Here is a 17,417-nt window from a genome sequence, read left to right on the forward strand (position 1 = left end):
CAGAAATCCCCCGGTAAACCGGGGGAGGTAGATGGATTGTTATTTCGTTGCCAGCCAGGACAGTGGAATGGCTGCGTACATCGCGGCGCAGGTCACCAGATGTGATTTCCAGGTTTTTTCGTTTGGCGCGTGGGCTTCGGGTTCTTTACCCGGACCAAAGCCGATCACCGGAATACCGTGACGTCCCATAATCGATACGCCGTTGGTGGAGAAGGTCCACTTGTCGACCACCGGCGCTTTGCCGAACAGTCCTTCATAGGCACTGACCAGCGCTTTGACGGTGAAGTGATCTTCTTCCACCTTCCAGGTCGGGAAGTAGCATTCGGTGGGGTAAACCAGCCCGGTCCAGGAGGGGCGGTCATAGTTGTACATCGAGACCACTGCATTGGCCGCTTTCACTGCCGGCAGGGCGCGAATCTCTTCCAGCGCACCTTCCCAGGTTTCGCCCCAGGTCAGACGACGGTCGATGGAGACGGCGCAACTGTCCGCCACGGCGCAACGACTGGGTGACGTGAAGAAGATTTCGGAAACGGTTAAGGTTCCTTTACCGAGGAAGTCGTCCCAGGCCAGATTCTGTGACAATTCCTGTAGCTCGTTGAGGATGGGGCCCATTTTGAAAATGGCGTTATCGCCGCGCTCCGGGGCGGAACCGTGGCAACTGACTCCCTGTACATCAATGCGTATCTCCATGCGTCCGCGCTGCCCACGATAGACCTGGCAGTCGGTTGGTTCGGTGCTGACGACGAATTCCGGGCGGATACCGGATTGCTCGATGATGTACTGCCAGCACAGGCCGTCGCAGTCCTCTTCCTGTACCGTACCGGTGACCAGCAGCGTGTACTCATCTTCCAGACCGAGATCTTTAATGATCTTCCCGGCGTAAACCATTGACGCCATGCCGCCTTCCTGGTCAGACGTGCCGCGTCCGCCGATCAGTTCGTCGGTCTCCATCCCTTCGTAGGGATCGAAATTCCAGTTCTTGATGTTGCCAATACCGACCGTATCGATATGCGCGTCCATCGCAACCAGGCGCGGACCATGGCCGATGTACCCCAGAATGTTGCCCATCGGGTCGATCTCGACTTTATCAAAACCGACTTTCTCCATTTCCTGCTTGATACGATGGATGACACGTTTTTCATCGCAACTCTCGCTGGGAATGGCAACCATGTCGCGCAGGAAACGCGTCATGTCCTCTTTGTAGTCGTTTGCTTTTTCAAGAATCAGTTTAAAGGGAATGTGCTTCGCCATGACTTTTCTCCAGTGTTCGCTCCCGAATCTCCTGGGGAGCGTTGTCCAATAGGGGTGATTACAGTGCGACCGGATGTTTGCCTTCCCAGACCACTTCGCGGTAGTGCTTCACATCGGTATCGCCTTCGGTACTGATGACCAGCACAACGGCGTCTTTATCTAACGCCAGTTTGTCCATTAAGGCCTGACGCTGTGGGTGATGATGGACGGCTGCCAGAACGCCTAGCCCTACGGCTCCGGACTCTCCGGAGATCACGCGTGGGTCGTGGCCAAAGGGATTGCCCAGTACGCGCATGCCCAGCGCGGCAACGCTGTCCTGACAGGAGATAAACTGTGTGGCGCAGTTGCGCAGAATTTCCCAGCCAAGCGGGTTAGGTTCGCCACAGGCCAGACCGGCCATGATGGTTGCCATATCCCCACCGACGTTGACGATGTCGCCTTTCACGCCAGAACGATAAATGCAGTCCGCTTTGTCCGGTTCGACGATGATGCTGTGCAGATTTTGTGGGCCATAGACGTCCACCAGATAGCCCAATACGCCGCCCGCCATGGCGCCAACGCCGGCCTGTAACAGCACGTGGGTTGGCGTGACGCCCAGGGCGCGCATTTGCTCAACGGCTTCATCGGCCAGCGTGGCGTATCCCTGCATAATCCAGGTGGGAATTTTGGTGTAGCCTTCCCAGGCGGTATCCTGCACCACTTCCCAGCCGTTTTGTTGGGCATGCTGCATCGTCAGACGAACGGTATCGTCATAGTTCATGTCGGTGACGATGCACTCCGCGCCGAGGTTGAGAATGGCGTCCACGCGCTCTTGCGCAGAGCCTTTCGGCATGTAAATCACCGCATGTTGTCCAAGCTGTTGTGCCGCCCACGCGATACCGCGACCGTGGTTACCGTCGGTGGTGGTGGCAAACGTCATTTTTTCGCCGATGGCGTTTTTGAGCTGTTCGAAAGAGAGCGTCTCAATATCAAGATGATATTTCTCACACAGCAGGCAGGCGATGGCCCAGGCCCCGCCGAGCATCTTGAATGCGTTGAGTCCAAAGCGTTTTGATTCATCTTTGACGAGAATTTTCTTCACGCCGAACAGGCAGGCAAGGTCATCCAGCGCACAGAGCGGCGTTGGGTGGTAGCCGGCGATCTTTTGATGGAACTGGCGAGCGACTTTGGCCTGTTTTTGCGAAAAAAGGGGCGACGTTTCACCGTTATAAAAGCGGTTATCGGCAATATCGATCTTCAATGAGAAAACGGACATATCCTATCCTTTTGGCCTCCGGAAAGGAGAGCCGACCGGCAGGTCGGCTCAGGGGGTTATTTCACGCGCGGTTGCGCTTCTTTCAACAGTTGTTCCAGCAGTACGCCTGGCTTCGGATATTTGCGGGAGAGGATCATCGCGGCGATGATGTAGGGCTTCCAACTGGCTTCTTTGTAAGTCGCGATGCGGTATTTTTCGAATACGGCGTCGGTGACTTCGCCTTCTTTGCAAGAGACGCCGCTGATATCCGCTGGCAGGCAGTGCATATACAGCGCTTCGCCGTCGCGGGTGAGTTGCATCATTTCTTCAGTGCAGTGCCAGTTTTTATGCTTCGCGTTCTGTTCAAGGCACTGTCTTTCCAACGCTTTCAGGGCCGCATGATCGTTAGCCCGCAGAAGTTCAGTACGCTCTTCCATCACTTTGTAAGGTGCCCATGACTTCGGATAGACGATGTCGGCATCTTTGAAGGCTTCTTCCATGCTGGTGACCTGACGGAAACTGCCGCCGGACGCGTTCGCGTTGTTTTTCGCCACGTCAATCACGTCCGGAATCAGGTCATAACCTTCCGGATGCGCCAGGGTGACGTCCATACCAAAGCGGGTCATCAGACCGATAATGCCCTGCGGCACGGAGAGGGGTTTGCCGTAACTGGGTGAGTAGGCCCAGGTCATGGCGATTTTTTTGCCTTTGAGGTTTTCCAGAGAGCCGAAGTGCTCACGCAGCCAGGCCAGATCTGCCATCGCCTGTGTCGGATGGTCAATATCGCATTGCAGGTTAACTAACGCCGGACGCTGCGGGAGTACGCCCTGTTTATAGCCGTCATCAAGCGCGGCGCCGACTTCACGCATATAGGCGTTGCCCGCACCAAGATACATGTCGTCGCGAATACCAATGGCATCGGCGCAGAAGGAGATCATGTTGGCCGTTTCGCGGACGGTTTCGCCGTGCGCGATTTGTGATTTCCCTTCGTCCAGATCCTGCTGAGCCAGACCGAGCAGGTTAAGGGCGGAGGCATAGGAGAAGCGGGTACGGGTGGAGTTATCGCGGAAGACGGAAATTCCTAATCCACTATTGAAGACTTTGGTCGCGATATTTTCGGCACGCAGCATTTTCAGCGCGGCAGCGACGTCCAGGACTTGTTTCAGTTCATCCGGCGTCTGTTCCCACGTAAGCAAAAAATCCTTCTCGTGAAGGTGTGAGGTCAGCGAATTGATATCCTTTATCAGCTCATTAACAGTTTTCATTGTAAGATCCTGGTAGTGGAATGACGGCAAGGTGGCTTATTCGCGGTAATGACAAGCGGCATCACCGATATACCAGGGACTAACAATAAGCGTGCCAAAATGAATCCGGCGGCGGATAAACAGAAATTCATCCGGCAATATGTGGTTTCGATCACAGAATAAAGCTATCTGTAATTCGTCATGAATATACGAAAACGTTTGGCTTAATAAATATCGCAATCTGTCAATGAAATTACTGGCGGAATAATACCCGGAAGGGGTGTAAATACCGTCAGTTTGATAAACTCACTCCGCTGATTCTCATATTGATATGGAAATGTGATTTCTCTTGCATATTTTCATTATAAAATGATAAAGAGCCTGTGTTTTTATCAAAGCAAAATTTGTCTGAGTTAGTATCCTTATATTCTACGAACCATCAATGTCTTCAATGATCAATCATTTAAGTGATTCCGGAAGGTAAGACTATGGTGCTTGCAACAACGCAGTCCGTTTTGATGCAGATTCAACCGACCATTCAGCGTTTCGCCAGAATGCTTGCCAGCGTTTTGCAACTCGAAGTTGAGATCGTCGACGACAACCTCTGCCGCGTCGCAGGTACCGGCGCCTACGGTAAATACCTCGGACGCCCGTTGAGCGGTAACTCCAGACTGTTACGCTATGTACTGGAAAGTAAAAAAGAAAAGGTTGTGACGCATTCCCGCTTTGATCCGTTGTGCGAAGATTGCGATAGCAAGGAGAACTGTCGTGAGAAAGCTTTTCTGGGAACGCCGGTCATTCTACAGGACCGCTGTGTAGGCGTGATCAGTTTGATTGCCGTAACGCATGAACAGCAGGAACATATCAATGACAACCTGCGCGAGTTTTCAGATTATGTTCGCCATATATCCACCATTTTTGTTTCAAAACTTCTCGAAGACCAGAGTGGGAGTGACAACATCAGTAAAATATTTTCGACAATGATCGAGAATATGGATCAAGGTGTGTTAGTCATTGATGAAGATAACCGCGTACAGTTCGCGAATCAAACCGCGTTAAAAATTCTCGGTGCGGCGCAGAATAATATGATGGGAAAGTCGGTCAGGTTCCGGCCATTAACGTTTGAAAGTAATTTCACCCACGGGCATATGCAGCATATCGTCTCCTGGGATGATAAAAGTGAACTGATTATTGGTCAGTTGCATCATGTTCAGGGGCGGCAGTTATTCCTGATGGCCTTCCATCAGTCGCATACCAGTTCCTCTGTGTCGATTGCCACCGATGAGCCGCATATTGAGCAACTGGTTGGTGAATGTCGGGTCATGCGCCAGCTTAAGCGACTGATTAGTCGCATTGCACCCAGTCCGTCCAGCATCATGATTGTGGGGGAAAGCGGCACCGGGAAAGAGGTGGTCGCGCGCGCCATTCATAAACTGAGTGAACGACGCAATAAACCGTTTATCGCCATCAACTGCGCTGCGATACCGGAACCGTTGCTGGAAAGTGAACTGTTCGGCTATGTCAAAGGCGCATTCACCGGCGCTTCCGCCAATGGGAAAACCGGCCTGATTCAGGCGGCGAACAGTGGAACGCTGTTTCTCGATGAAATTGGCGATATGCCATTGATGCTACAGGCTAAACTGCTCAGGGCAATTGAAGCGAGAGAGGTGTTGCCGCTGGGGGCGAGCAGCCCGGTTCAGGTCGATATCCGCATTATTTCAGCCACCAATCAGAACCTCGGGCAGTTTATCGCTGAAGGTAAATTCCGCGAAGACCTGTTCTATCGACTGAACGTTATCCCACTGACCCTGCCGCCGCTACGTGAGCGACAGGACGATATTGAACTGCTGGTGCACTATTTTCTGCATCTGCATACTCGCCGCTTAGGGTTGGTCTACCCGGGTATTGCACCGGATGTGGTAACCCTGCTCAGGCACCATCAATGGCCGGGCAACCTGCGCGAGCTCAGCAACCTGATGGAGTATCTGGTCAACGTGGTTCCTTCGGGTGAGGTGATAGACAGTACGCTCTTACCGCCAAATCTCATCAACAACGGTAAAGCGCCGGAATCGGTTGGTGCGGTGGCTCACATGGCGCAGCTGCTGTCCGATGACACTGGTGGAACCGCGCTGGAAGAGATGGAAAAGCAGATGATCCGCGAAGCGCTGTCCCGCCACGCCAACAAAAAGCAGGTGGCGGATGAGTTAGGCATCGGGATTGCGACGCTCTATCGCAAGATTAAAAAGTACGAGCTGTTGAACGTTTAACTCGGCACGCAAACGTGTGAATGCCTCCATCCCGGAGGCAATCTGAAAGAGGCGGCGTCTATTATTTATTCTGGTCCGGTGCAGCGCTGTACGGTATCGACAATCATCTGATATCCGGTGCAGCGGCACAGATTTCCCGCCAGTCCGCGACGGATCTCCAGAATGGTCAACGGCTGTTCCCGCGGCTTTGCCAGCATTGCGGTGGTCGCCATAATCAAACCTGGCGTACAAAAGCCGCACTGTACGGCGCCGGATGTGGCATAAGCCATCTGGACACGTGAAAGTTGACCGCCAGCCGATTCGCCTTCCAGTGTGCGGATATCTTTTCCTGCTGCCCACGCGGCAAGATACAGGCAACTGTCAATGGCCGTACCGTCAACCAGAACCGTACAGGCACCGCATTCACCGACACAGCATCCCTGTTTGACGCTCAGCAACCCTTGTTCGCGCAGGAGTTCAGAGAGCGGCATTCCCGCCAGAATGCTGAGCTGAAAAGGGTGACCATTGATGACGCATTCCAGCGTGATTCGGTTAGTGTCATTCATTACAGCTTTCCTCCCGCCGCGACAACGGCTTCAGTTACAACTTTCCGGGTCATCGTCTGGATGAGATGCAGACGAAATTCCTTACTGGCCCGCCAGGAAGAGCGCGGGGCGACGTCTTGCAGAACGGATTCAGCGATCGCGTCCAGCGTTTGCAGGGTCAATGGCGCATTTTGCGCCGCGCTCTCCGCATGCTGACAGCGAACTGGCGTGGGAGCCGCAACGCCGAACGCCAGGCGAAGTTCTTTAATACCGCCGTTATCCAGTTGGCATCGTGCCGCGCAGCCAATGGTCGAAATGTCCATCGCATCACGCATGGCGTATTTAAAATGCGCGCTGCCGGTATCGGCCCTGGGCTGCGGGGGAAAATGAAAGGCGACAAGGATTTCATCTTGCTCAAGAGCGACTTTTCCGGGGCCGGTGTGAAAACCGTTGATGCTGGTAAAACGCACCCCTTTCGGCGAGGCTATCTCAAGCGTGGCGTCATAAATCAGCGTTGGCGTCGCCGAGTCTGCGCTGGTTGCGCCGTTGCAGATATTCCCGCCGTAGGTGGCGACATTACGGATTTGCGGTCCGGCGATAGAGGCGGCAGCAGCGCACAGGGCTGGCAGATATCGTTGCGTAATGGGGTGCTCGATAATCTCGCTAAAAGTGGTGGCGGAACCGACGCGCAACCCCTCCTCCTTCGTCAACGTCATTCCCTGGAGCTCGGGCAGATCATGGATGTCAACGATATGGCGGTAACGCGCATTATGATGATGAAGTTGGATCAGGACGTCGGTTCCACCGGCGAGCAGTTTCGCCTGTGGATAGCGCGCCAACAGGCTGATAGCCTCGGCAATGCCTGACGCGCGATGGTAAGAAGCAAAGTCAAACATGGTCTTATCCTCAAATCAAGCCAGCCTGGTGGAACTCCGCATACAACCGTTTTGGCGTCAGGGGCAGCGTATTAATCGCAACGCCGGTGGCCATTTTCACGGCGTTACGAATGGCTGCAGCCACCGGGATAATGGGCGGCTCGCCGAGGGATTTATGCCCATACGCCGATTGCGGCTCCTGGGTTTCAACGAATGCGCTTTCCAGTTGCGGCAGGTCGGGCATGGTTGGCATTTTGTAATCGAGGAGATTGGGGTTTCGCACCAGGCCACTTTCCGCATCGATGATCATCTCTTCAAACAGCGACCAGCCAATGCCCATCCCCATCCCGCCGTGCACCTGTCCTTCCGCCAGTTGTGGATTCAGAATATGGCCGGAATCGTGGACATTGAGGATGCGGTTGATAGTGACCTTGCACAGGGCGATATCGACGCTCAGATCGACAAACGTGCAGCCAAACGCCGGTGGGTTGGTGGTTGTTTTCACGGAACATTCCGCTGACAGTTGGCCACCGCGTTCCGGGTGATAAAACGCATCCATTGCCAGGTCTTTTAATGACAGCAACGGAGAGTCCGGGCGATCGATAAGGACGATGCTACCTGCCGTCAGCGTCAGGTTCATGACGGACTGATGCAGCATGTCGGCAGCGTGATGGAGGATTTTATCGCGCAGTTGCATTGCCGCTTTGCGCAGTGCCGGTGCGGCGACATAGCTTTGGCGAGAGGCAAATGCGCCGGGGTCGAACGGGGTAATATCGGTATCCTGGGTCGAAATGACGTGTACATCGCTGACCGGCACGCCGAGGGTTTCCGCTACCATCTGTGAGAAGACGGTATCCGCCCCCTGACCGATTTCTGTGGCACCGCTCTGAACGTTGATCGTGCCATCCTGATTCATAAGCAGACGGGCACCGGCGATTTCCACGCCGACCGGCCAGGTGTTGGAGGTGTAGCTAAAGCAGGCGACGCCGACACCCCGGCGGATATTGCCCTGCTGGTGCTGACATTCAGCACGACGGGCATCCCATTCAAACAGCGCGCGGCCTTTTTGCAGACACTCCGGGAGTCCCGCGCTGTAGATGCGTTTGCCGGTAATCGGGTTCTTGTCGCCTTCGCAGGCCGCATTACGCAACCGAACCTCGAGCGGGTCGAGACCCAGCGCCGTCGCGGCGTCATCCAGCATCGATTCCACGGCAAAGATCACCTGCGGCGCGCCGTAGCCGCGCATCGCGCCAGCGGAAGGGAGATTGGTATAGCAGGTGGTGGAACGGTAAGCATACGCGCTACGGGGATAGAGCCAGGCCACTTTGTTGCCGCCCGCCGAGGCGATTGAATGTCCGTGCGAGGCATAGGCGCCGGTATTTGACAGGACATCCAGACGATAGCCTTTCAACGTGCCGTCGCGATTGAGTCCCATCTGTCCATCAATCGTGAACGCATGGCGGGTCCGGGAAGCGAGAAAACACTCTTCGCGACTCAGCGAAACTTTCACCGGAATACCGCCCAGTTTACGGGTCAGGAACGCGGCCATTGGCTCTTCCAGCACATCCTGTTTGTTGCCAAATCCGCCGCCGACGTACGGTTTGATGACCCGCACGCATGACCAGGGAATATCCAGCGCCTGACCCACAACCCGCCGTACAATGTGAGGAATCTGCGTGCTGGAGACGATGGAAATACGCGAGTCATCTTCCATCCAGGCAAATGAGGTGACGCTTTCCATATGGCAGTGTTGAATGACTGGGGTCTGGTAATGTCCCTGGAGTTGATAATCTGCGGCATCAATGGCCTGCTGCACATTCCCCGTAGTCATTTCACTGCGATTGAGCAGATTACCGCCGGGGTGAATGGGGACTGCCTCCTGCGTCAGAGCGGCCTCTGGCGTAGTAATCACCGGGAGTTTTTCCCATTCCACCTTCACCCGCAGGGCGGCTTTCTCCGCGGTTAACTCGTCTCTTGCCACGACAATCGCGACCGCATCGCCATGATGGCGTACGTGACGGGTCAGCAGTAAACGGTCGGCGGTGTCGCGTTTGTTCTCATCCAACGTCCAGGCGTGTCCTGCCGTGGCGAATGGAATATCAGGTACATCTTCCCAGGTAAACACGGCCAACACCCCGGGCAGGGTTTTCGCCTCGTCACAGTCGATGCTGGTGGCGTAACCGTGGGCAATCGGGCTGCGAACGTATTTGGCATAACACATACCCGCCATCATGTAATCATCAGTATATCGAGCCCGCCCGGTCACTTTAGCAATGGCATCCACGCGCATACATGACTCACCGGTAGCGGTTGCTTCCCGCGCATCCATAAACGTCCCCTTGATTTGACTATTCGGTTCCTGAACAACCGTTAAATCAGGCAAGAATTACGCCAGAAGCGCAAAGTCGAACGGTGGGAGACGGGAAGTGTGACGGAGATAATAATATGACCTGATAAAGGGGATAACAGACCGGGAAAAACGGATGTCTTGCGTATCATTATGAGTTTAATCAACTCATTGTGATACACGGTAAGTGGCAGTGATAGCGTTTATCTGGCAGTCTGTGATGATACTTACCGACTCAATAAATTTGGCATCCGGATTATGACTGCTATCATATGGCGTCTGTGAATGTTGCGAGGAACGGTTTTGAGCGCAGGACGCCTGAAGAAAAATAGCCTGGGTATTGCCATGCTGCTTTGTGCAGGATTGCTGATCGCAGGCTGCTCGGGGAGCAAATCGTCTAATTCTGGATCCGGGGCTGGCGCCGTTTATACCGTTAAACGGGGGGATACGCTTTACCGTATTTCACGCACTACCGGCACCAGCGTCAAAGATCTTGCGCGTCTGAACGGCATTTCTCCGCCGTATACCATTGAGGTGGGGCAAAAGCTGAAGCTCGGTGGTTCGAAAACGGCCTCAGCGAAATCCACTAAAAAATCGTCCACCAAAACGGCAGCGGTCAGACCGTCCTCTTCTGTGCCGCAATCGTCCTGGCCTCCGGTGGGACAACGTTGCTGGCAATGGCCTGCCAGCGGTAAGGTGATCCTGCCTTACTCCACGGCGGAAGGTGGCAACAAGGGGATCGACATTTCCGCTGCCCGTGGTACGCCTGTTTACGCTGCCGGGGCAGGGAAGGTGGTCTACGTGGGCAACCAACTGCGCGGCTACGGTAATCTCATCATGATCAAACACAGTGAAGATTACATTACTGCCTACGCGCACAATGACACGATGCTGGTGAATAACGGGCAAAGCGTGAAGGCCGGACAGAAAATTGCCACGATGGGCAGTACTGATGCGGCCTCGGTGCGGTTGCATTTCCAGATTCGCTATCGTGCGACGGCCATCGATCCGCAGCGTTACCTGCCACCGCAGGGCAGCAAACCAAAATGCTGACGGCGAATTAATCGCCAGTCAGCAGGCCTGTCCCTTGCCAACAAGAGCGTAAGGTTTATAATGCCTTACGCACACCAAAGCGGGCGTAGTTCAATGGTAGAACGAGAGCTTCCCAAGCTCTATACGAGGGTTCGATTCCCTTCGCCCGCTCCAGACTCAAGTCTCCTGAAGTCTACCAAACTCAATTTTCCCTTGATAAATCAGCAGTTATTGCATTCTATTAGTCTATTGAACGCAATTGTACTCCCTCAGGGTCAAGCTCTATGTGGGGGTATGGATGGGGAATACTTTCAGTCAGCTACAGCCATTTTGCCTGCAGCATTTCTGGTGTGACAACTTTTGCCCCGATGCGCCGTTTCGGCCGAACAAATAATGAAGATCTATGGCACATGACAAGACGCAACAAAGCGGGTGCGCTGAACGACACCGGCGATCTGCCGGTGTACAAGCCCGTGGAACGATTATGGAGAAGAAGCGAGTGGCAGCTGTTACCGCGTGAATACGATATTTTCAGAGCAACTATCGTCACACTATTGTATCAACAAAGAATTAAAAGTTATTCATACAGTTAGTGTAAATGAATTTCGCTGAAACCTGAGCGTCCTGTTTCGGGTGTTCATATACGTAGTCAACGAAAGTCTTATAGAGCGTAATCATCTGGGGAGTGACTTCGGACTTGCCATTCATATTATCGAGACGCTGATAATATTCTCCTTTGGTCATTCCTCCGTTTCGGCCCTCGGTTACGTTTGCGGTAAATTGGGCCATACCCATGCACATTTGATCTTTGTCGCTACTCGCTTTATCCGGGTAGAGGGCACCTTCAAGCACTTTATCACCACTAATGGCATGTTGCGCCCACGCTGAATTGTTGGCGATAAACTTTTTGGAGCCAGTAGCAATACCGTATTCGATGCGAATGCCATTATCGTGATAACTGCCATCTGCGTCTTTGGTTGCGAGCTTTAATGAGATTCGGCAACCGGGCAACGTTTTGTTTTCCTGAACAGAAACTATCACCGTGTCCGTGTCGCAATCGGCAAAGCTGTATTCGGGATTAACGTAAGTATTCGTTTTAACCAATAATCCGGTTAAACCGTTTTTATAGCCTTTTGCCGGTAGGGTTTTGTAGGCGTTGCGGTCGCCCTTTTTTATTGCTTCACGGAAGTGATCCATTCCGATACGTGTAGCCAGTTGATCAATGCTTTCGGTTGCGTAGGATGATGTTGACGCTGTGATGAGTAAAGTGCCTAACGCTGCCTTGCACATAAAGCCTGTTTTTCTAATCTGCTCTTTAAACATGTTGTTCTTTCCTCGAAATCCACCCATGCGGTGTTTCTAACAACATAATAAACGTTTGATTCGTAATATCACGATAAGTGAGTGGCTCTTTAGTGGTCATCTGCGCAAATTCAGCGATGAAAAAGTCCCTTCGAACCCTGTTTGAACAACGAGTAAAAGCATTGTGCATTGCCACCGGAATGCGTCAGGAAGCTTTTGCTTATATCGGACCCGTCCCGTCAACAATATCAACCGACGGAGTTGTTTGCTGTTCTCTTAAAGACAGAAGCACGAGTGCAGCGGAAAAGATCCGTAAGGCCAGCCAACGGTGTGGCGGCGTATTCAATCATCTCTCATTTCATATATGAAAATTCAAATATAATTTTGACATTTTATGGTTGCAGAGAGAGACTGCCAGACAGAAGCAGGAGGGCTTATGCCGCAATTATCATCAATACAACTCTTCAAAAACCTCTCCGATGAAACTCGTCTGGGCATCGTGTTGCTGCTCAGGGAGATGGGGGAACTGTGCGTGTGCGATCTCTGCACGGCGCTGGAACAGTCCCAGCCCAAGATCTCCCGGCACCTGGCAATGCTTCGGGAAAGTGGATTATTGCTGGATCGCAAGCAGGGTAAATGGGTTCATTACCGCTTATCACCGCATATTCCTTCCTGGGCTGCGCAGGTGATTGAGCAGGGCTGGCTAAGCCAACAGGACGACGTGCAGGCCATCGCCCGTAAGCTGGCATCGGCTAACTGCTCTGGTAGCGGTAAAGCTGTTTGTATCTAAAAAATTTGCCTGTACATATATGCTTTATCGAATGTGAGGTGTTAAAGATGAAGGCGTTAACGGTGTTTGAACCGGCGATGTGCTGCAGTACCGGCGTTTGTGGTTCCGATGTCGATCAGGTTCTGGTCGATTTTTCTGCGGATGTGCAGTGGTTGAAAGGGCGTGGCGTGCAGGTTGAACGTTACAACCTGGCGCAGCAGCCCATGAGCTTTGTTCAGAACGAGAAGGCGAAAGCATTCCTCGACGCATCTGGAGCAGAAGGGCTTCCGCTGCTGTTGCTGGACGGTGAAACGGTGATGGCGGGGCGATACCCAAAACGCGCTGAGCTGGCTCGTTGGTTCGGTATTCCGCTGGATGCAACCGGGGCTTATCACCGTGAGATTGCTAAGAAAATGGGCGACAAGGGTCATTTTACCACCCCGATGATGCAGCTTCAGGATCCGGAACGTACCAACGTTCTGCTTGTCACTCTGCCTGAAACCACACCTGTGCTGGAAGCGGCAAATTTGCAGGCCGATCTGGAACGCGCGGGGATCCACCCCTGGGGCTGGATAATCAATAACAGCCTTGCTATTGCGCAGACGCGTTCACCGCTGCTTTGCCAGCGTGCCCGGCAAGAGTTGTCTCAGATTGATGCCGTGAAGAATCAGCATGCTAACCGCATCGCGTTAGTACCGGTACTGGCGACAGAACCTACTGGCATCGAAAAACTCAGAGCGCTGGCGGGTTAATTCTAGTGTATACAGGGCGGCAGAGTCGCCCTGTCAGGAGGATGTATGTTACTGGCAGGCGCTATTTTTGTCCTGACCCTCGTTTTGGTTATCTGGCAGCCGAAGGGAGTAGGGATCGGCTGGAGTGCGATGTTGGGCGCGGTGCTGGCGTTAATCTCGGGCGTTGTACACATGGGCGATATTCCGGTGGTATGGAATATCGTCTGGAACGCTACCGCAACGTTTATTGCCGTGATTATCATCAGTCTGCTTCTGGATGAATCCGGCTTTTTCGAATGGGCGGCACTGCACGTTTCACGCTGGGGTAACGGTCGTGGCCGTTTGCTCTTTACGTATATCGTTCTGCTTGGCGCAGCGGTCGCGGCGCTGTTTGCTAACGATGGCGCAGCGCTTATTCTGACGCCGATTGTTATCGCCATGCTGCTGGCATTAGGTTTCAGTAAAGGCACTACGCTGGCATTTGTCATGGCTGCCGGGTTTATTGCCGATACGGCCAGTCTGCCGCTTATCGTGTCAAACCTGGTGAATATCGTTTCTGCTGATTTCTTCGGACTGGGGTTTACTGAGTATGCGTCGGTGATGGTGCCGGTGGATATCGCCGCCATTATCGCCACACTGGTGATGCTGCATCTGTTCTTCCGCAAAGATATTCCGCCGACTTACGATTTAGCCCTTCTGAAAGCACCGGCGAATGCGATTAAAGATCTGGCAACGTTCAGAACCGGCTGGATAGTGTTGATTCTTCTGCTGGTTGGCTTTTTCGTCATTGAGCCGCTCGGTATTCCGGTCAGCGCCATTGCGGCTGTAGGGGCTGTCATCCTGTTTGCGGTGGCGAAACGAGGCCATGCCATTAATACCGGTAAAGTGCTGCGCGGTGCGCCCTGGCAAATCGTCATCTTCTCGCTGGGGATGTATCTGGTGGTCTACGGTCTGCGCAACGCCGGGCTAACGGAATATCTCTCCGCTGTGCTGAACGTGCTGGCAGATAAAGGACTTTGGGCCGCGACGTTGGGTACGGGCTTCCTGACGGCTTTCCTCTCTTCCATCATGAACAACATGCCTACCGTGCTGGTTGGCGCGCTCTCGATTGATGGCAGTACCGCAACCGGCGTAATCAAAGAGGCGATGATTTACGCCAACGTGATTGGCTGCGACCTGGGGCCGAAAATTACCCCTATTGGTAGTCTGGCAACGCTGCTCTGGCTGCATGTCCTTTCACAGAAGAACATGACCATCACCTGGGGGTATTATTTCCGCACCGGGATTATCATGACGCTGCCCGTGCTGTTTGTAACGCTGGCCGTGCTGGCGCTACGCCTCTCTTTCACTTTGTAATGAGATACTGATATGAGCAACATCACTATTTATCACAACCCAGCCTGCGGTACGTCGCGTAATACGCTGGAGATGATCCGCAACAGTGGTACTGAGCCGACGATTATTCATTACCTTGAGAATCCACCGTCACGCGATGAGCTGGTCAAACTCATTGCAGATATGGGCATTTCAGTCCGGGCCTTGCTGCGTAAAAACGTTGAGCCTTACGAAGAACTGGGGCTTGCGGAAGATAACTTTACTGACGAGCAGTTAATCGACTTTATGCTTCAGCATCCGATCCTGATTAACCGTCCGATTGTGGTGACGCCGCTGGGAACGCGTCTGTGCCGTCCTTCAGAGGTGGTGTTGGATATTCTCCCTGATGCGCAAAAAGGCGCGTTCGCGAAAGAAGATGGCGAGAAAGTGGTTAATGATGCAGGTCAAAGAGTGAAGTAAACATCAGGGGGGAGGAATGTCCCCCCTGTTTGTTGACCATTTAAATTATTGACCTTTTAAAACAACGCATGATTTCTATGAAGTAAGCCTTCCTGTAACGCTTTGCGGAAGGAAAGCGTTATTCTTTTTTGCCGCAAGCCATTCCAGAACAGAATATATCTTATCCCGTCAGCCACTCTTTTTCTGCTTATTCATTTTTCAGTAATCGTTATTTAGTATTCTTGATTGGCCCCATCATGCAGATGTGTATAGTGAATTTCACTTTTATAAAGCCCTTTTTATTAGCAAGGAGCATTTATGCATCTGGCCCGGTTTCCACGAATTTCACTTGGTCATTTTCCCACGCCGCTGGAGCCGCTGAATAATTTAAGCAAATTATTAGGCGGACCTAAAATATGGATTAAACGCGACGACGCAACCGGTCTGGCAACGGGCGGAAATAAAACCCGCAAGCTGGAATTCCTGCTGGCGGATGCGCTGGAGAAAAAAGCCGATGTGGTCATTACCCAGGGGGCGACGCAGTCAAACCACGTGCGCCAGACGATCGCGGGCGCCGCGCGTCTCGGGCTGAAAGCGAAGGCGCTGCTGGAAAAACGCGTTACCGATTTTGGTGAAGATTATCAGCGTTCAGGTAACGTATTGCTGGATACGCTGCTCGGCGGCGACATCGTCGCCCACCTGCCGGGCGGTACCGATATGCAACAGGCGATGGAGGAATACGCGGCGACGCTGCGTGAACAGGGGCACACGCCGTATATCATCCCCGGCGGTGGCTCGAACCCGATCGGCGCGCTGGGCTACGTGGCCTGCGCGGAAGAGCTGTTGTACCAGTCATCAGAGCGCCGTCTGCGCATCGATCATGTGGTTCACGCCACCGGCAGTACCGGCACGCAAGCTGGGTTAGTCGCCGGTTTTACCGCCACCAACAGCCATATTCCAGTGCTTGGCATTAGCGTGCGGGCGCCAAAAACAAAACAGGAAGAGAACGTCTGGAATCTGGCCTCGCGGACACTGGATCTGCTCGGTGTGCCGGGGGAACTGTCGCGTCATGCGGTGGTGGCGAACAGTGATTATGTCGGTGATGGGTACGGTTTGCCGACAGAAGGCACGCTGGAAGCGTTGGCGCTGCTCGCCCGCCATGAAGGCATTCTGCTCGATCCGGTCTATTCCGCCAAAGGCATGGCCGGGCTTATCGATCTCATCCGTAAAGGCCATTTCCGTCAGGATGAAAACGTCGTGTTTATCCATACCGGCGGCGCGGCGGGTCTGTTTGGTTATCGTCAGGTACTGGAGCATGTCTAAGCCTTTCCTGCTTGGCGTACTGGGTGGTATGGGGCCGCTGGCAACACTGGATTTTCAGCGCCGCCTGCTGGAGGCCACGCCCGCACAGAGCGATCAACAGCAGATCCCCACGGTCGTCTGGAATGTGCCGCAAATTGTCGATCGCCAGGACGCGCTGGCGGGCAAAGGACCATCGCCCCTGCCGCAGTTGCTTCACGCTGTTGAGAAGCTTAACCAGGCAGGGGCAAGCCATATCGCCATACCGTGCAACACGGCGCACCACTGGTACGACGCGCTGAGTGAAGCCAGTAATGCGCCCATTTTGCACATTGTTGATGCCACGCTGGATGCGCTGTCACAGGCTGAGGATAAGCCTCAGCGGGTGGGGGTGATCGCCACCAAAGGCACGCTGGAGGCGGGCTGGTATCAGGAGCGACTGGCAGCGCTGGGTATTGAGGCAATCGTGCCAGTCCCTGAGGAACTGGATCACTGGTTTGTACCGGGCTGCTACGCAGTAAAACGAGGTTCGCTAAATGAAGGTGGGGAATTACTGACGTTGCAGGCCAACGCACTGTTTGCCCGAGGTGCGCAAAAGTTAGTGCTGGCCTGTACCGAAGTGCCGGTTGCGCTGGAAGCGGCCAATGCGCCTTTCCTCCATCTCACCTGGGATCCGGCTCAGGCACTGGCAGAGCGATGTTCGCAATTATGGCAAACCTACGCACAGTTTAATTAGAACGCTGTCCGGTGCGATAACGGACGATAAATT

At 53.5% G+C, this 17,417-nt stretch carries 15 protein-coding genes, 1 tRNA gene and 1 pseudogene; 10 read left to right on the forward strand and 7 right to left on the reverse strand.

Annotation, left to right across the window (positions count from 1 at the left end):
- Window positions 1-39: 39 nt before the first annotated feature.
- Genes GBC03_08895 through ygeW form a run of 3 tightly spaced genes read right to left on the reverse strand, consistent with a single transcriptional unit; the run spans window position 40 to window position 3,750 of the window.
- A complete protein-coding gene (locus tag GBC03_08895; GenBank protein ID QFS70317.1) occupies window positions 40-1,251 on the reverse strand; it encodes a YgeY family selenium metabolism-linked hydrolase in 1,212 nt (403 codons plus the stop codon).
- A gap of 58 nt (window positions 1,252-1,309) precedes the next feature.
- Window positions 1,310-2,506 (reverse strand): diaminopropionate ammonia-lyase, encoded by a 1,197-nt coding sequence (gene dpaL, locus GBC03_08900; protein QFS70318.1) that lies wholly within the window; start codon window positions 2,504-2,506, stop codon window positions 1,310-1,312.
- 56 nt (window positions 2,507-2,562) lie between these two features.
- Window positions 2,563-3,750: a knotted carbamoyltransferase YgeW gene (gene ygeW, locus GBC03_08905; GenBank protein ID QFS70319.1), complete on the reverse strand. Its 1,188-nt coding sequence runs from the start codon at window positions 3,748-3,750 to the stop codon at window positions 2,563-2,565.
- A gap of 467 nt (window positions 3,751-4,217) precedes the next feature.
- Between ygeW and GBC03_08910 the strand changes: the two genes are divergently transcribed.
- On the forward strand, window positions 4,218-5,996 hold the full coding sequence (locus tag GBC03_08910; GenBank protein QFS70320.1) for a PAS domain-containing protein: 1,779 nt from the start codon (window positions 4,218-4,220) through the stop codon (window positions 5,994-5,996).
- A gap of 65 nt (window positions 5,997-6,061) precedes the next feature.
- Here the strand turns inward: GBC03_08910 and xdhC are convergent, their stop codons facing one another.
- From xdhC to xdhA, 3 genes are read right to left on the reverse strand one after another with little or no spacing between them, the layout of a single operon-like run.
- A complete protein-coding gene (xdhC, locus tag GBC03_08915) occupies window positions 6,062-6,541 on the reverse strand; it encodes a xanthine dehydrogenase iron sulfur-binding subunit XdhC (GenBank protein QFS70321.1) in 480 nt (159 codons plus the stop codon).
- Window positions 6,541-7,416 carry a xanthine dehydrogenase FAD-binding subunit XdhB gene (gene xdhB, locus GBC03_08920; GenBank protein ID QFS70322.1) on the reverse strand — a complete coding sequence of 292 codons (876 nt, stop codon included), beginning with the start codon at window positions 7,414-7,416 and terminating at the stop codon, window positions 6,541-6,543. Before xdhB ends, xdhC begins: the two co-directional genes overlap by 1 nt.
- Window positions 7,417-7,426: 10 nt before the next feature.
- Window positions 7,427-9,724, reverse strand: a complete 2,298-nt coding sequence (xdhA, locus tag GBC03_08925; protein QFS70323.1) for a xanthine dehydrogenase molybdenum-binding subunit XdhA — start codon at window positions 9,722-9,724, stop codon at window positions 7,427-7,429.
- A 321-nt stretch (window positions 9,725-10,045) separates the two neighbouring features.
- Between xdhA and GBC03_08930 the strand changes: the two genes are divergently transcribed.
- Window positions 10,046-10,795, forward strand: coding sequence for a peptidoglycan DD-metalloendopeptidase family protein (locus GBC03_08930; GenBank protein QFS70324.1), 750 nt, complete (start codon window positions 10,046-10,048; stop codon window positions 10,793-10,795).
- A 79-nt stretch (window positions 10,796-10,874) separates the two neighbouring features.
- Window positions 10,875-10,948: transfer RNA gene (locus GBC03_08935), tRNA-Gly, on the forward strand.
- Between the two features lie 396 nt (window positions 10,949-11,344).
- Here the strand turns inward: GBC03_08935 and GBC03_08940 are convergent.
- Window positions 11,345-12,097: a hypothetical protein gene (locus tag GBC03_08940; GenBank protein ID QFS70325.1), complete on the reverse strand. Its 753-nt coding sequence runs from the start codon at window positions 12,095-12,097 to the stop codon at window positions 11,345-11,347.
- Window positions 12,098-12,213: 116 nt separating this feature from the next.
- On the opposite strand from GBC03_08940, the pseudogene GBC03_08945 reads away from it, so the two are divergent.
- The 7 genes and pseudogenes from GBC03_08945 to GBC03_08975 all read left to right on the forward strand — a co-directional run bounded on the left by GBC03_08945 (window position 12,214) and on the right by GBC03_08975 (window position 17,384).
- Window positions 12,214-12,297 (forward strand): annotated as a pseudogene (locus tag GBC03_08945) (XRE family transcriptional regulator).
- A gap of 215 nt (window positions 12,298-12,512) precedes the next feature.
- The gene (arsR, locus tag GBC03_08950; protein ID QFS70326.1) at window positions 12,513-12,866 is read left to right on the forward strand and encodes an As(III)-sensing metalloregulatory transcriptional repressor ArsR; all 354 of its coding nucleotides are present in this window, start codon (window positions 12,513-12,515) and stop codon (window positions 12,864-12,866) included.
- A gap of 47 nt (window positions 12,867-12,913) precedes the next feature.
- Complete coding sequence (arsD, locus tag GBC03_08955; protein ID QFS70327.1) at window positions 12,914-13,597, forward strand: arsenite efflux transporter metallochaperone ArsD; 684 nt, start codon at window positions 12,914-12,916, stop codon at window positions 13,595-13,597.
- Between the two features lie 45 nt (window positions 13,598-13,642).
- Window positions 13,643-14,932, forward strand: coding sequence for an arsenite efflux transporter membrane subunit ArsB (gene arsB, locus GBC03_08960; protein QFS70328.1), 1,290 nt, complete (start codon window positions 13,643-13,645; stop codon window positions 14,930-14,932).
- Between the two features lie 12 nt (window positions 14,933-14,944).
- Window positions 14,945-15,370, forward strand: coding sequence for an arsenate reductase (glutaredoxin) (gene arsC / locus GBC03_08965; protein QFS70329.1), 426 nt, complete (start codon window positions 14,945-14,947; stop codon window positions 15,368-15,370).
- 297 nt (window positions 15,371-15,667) lie between these two features.
- The gene (locus GBC03_08970; protein ID QFS70330.1) at window positions 15,668-16,672 is read left to right on the forward strand and encodes a D-cysteine desulfhydrase; all 1,005 of its coding nucleotides are present in this window, start codon (window positions 15,668-15,670) and stop codon (window positions 16,670-16,672) included.
- Complete coding sequence (locus GBC03_08975; protein QFS70331.1) at window positions 16,665-17,384, forward strand: amino acid racemase; 720 nt, start codon at window positions 16,665-16,667, stop codon at window positions 17,382-17,384. The genes GBC03_08970 and GBC03_08975 overlap by 8 nt, the downstream gene beginning before the upstream one ends.
- The last annotated feature ends 33 nt before the right edge of the window (window positions 17,385-17,417 follow it).

The organism is Citrobacter telavivensis (genome assembly GCA_009363175.1).
Classification (GTDB): domain Bacteria; phylum Pseudomonadota; class Gammaproteobacteria; order Enterobacterales; family Enterobacteriaceae; genus Citrobacter_A; species Citrobacter_A telavivensis.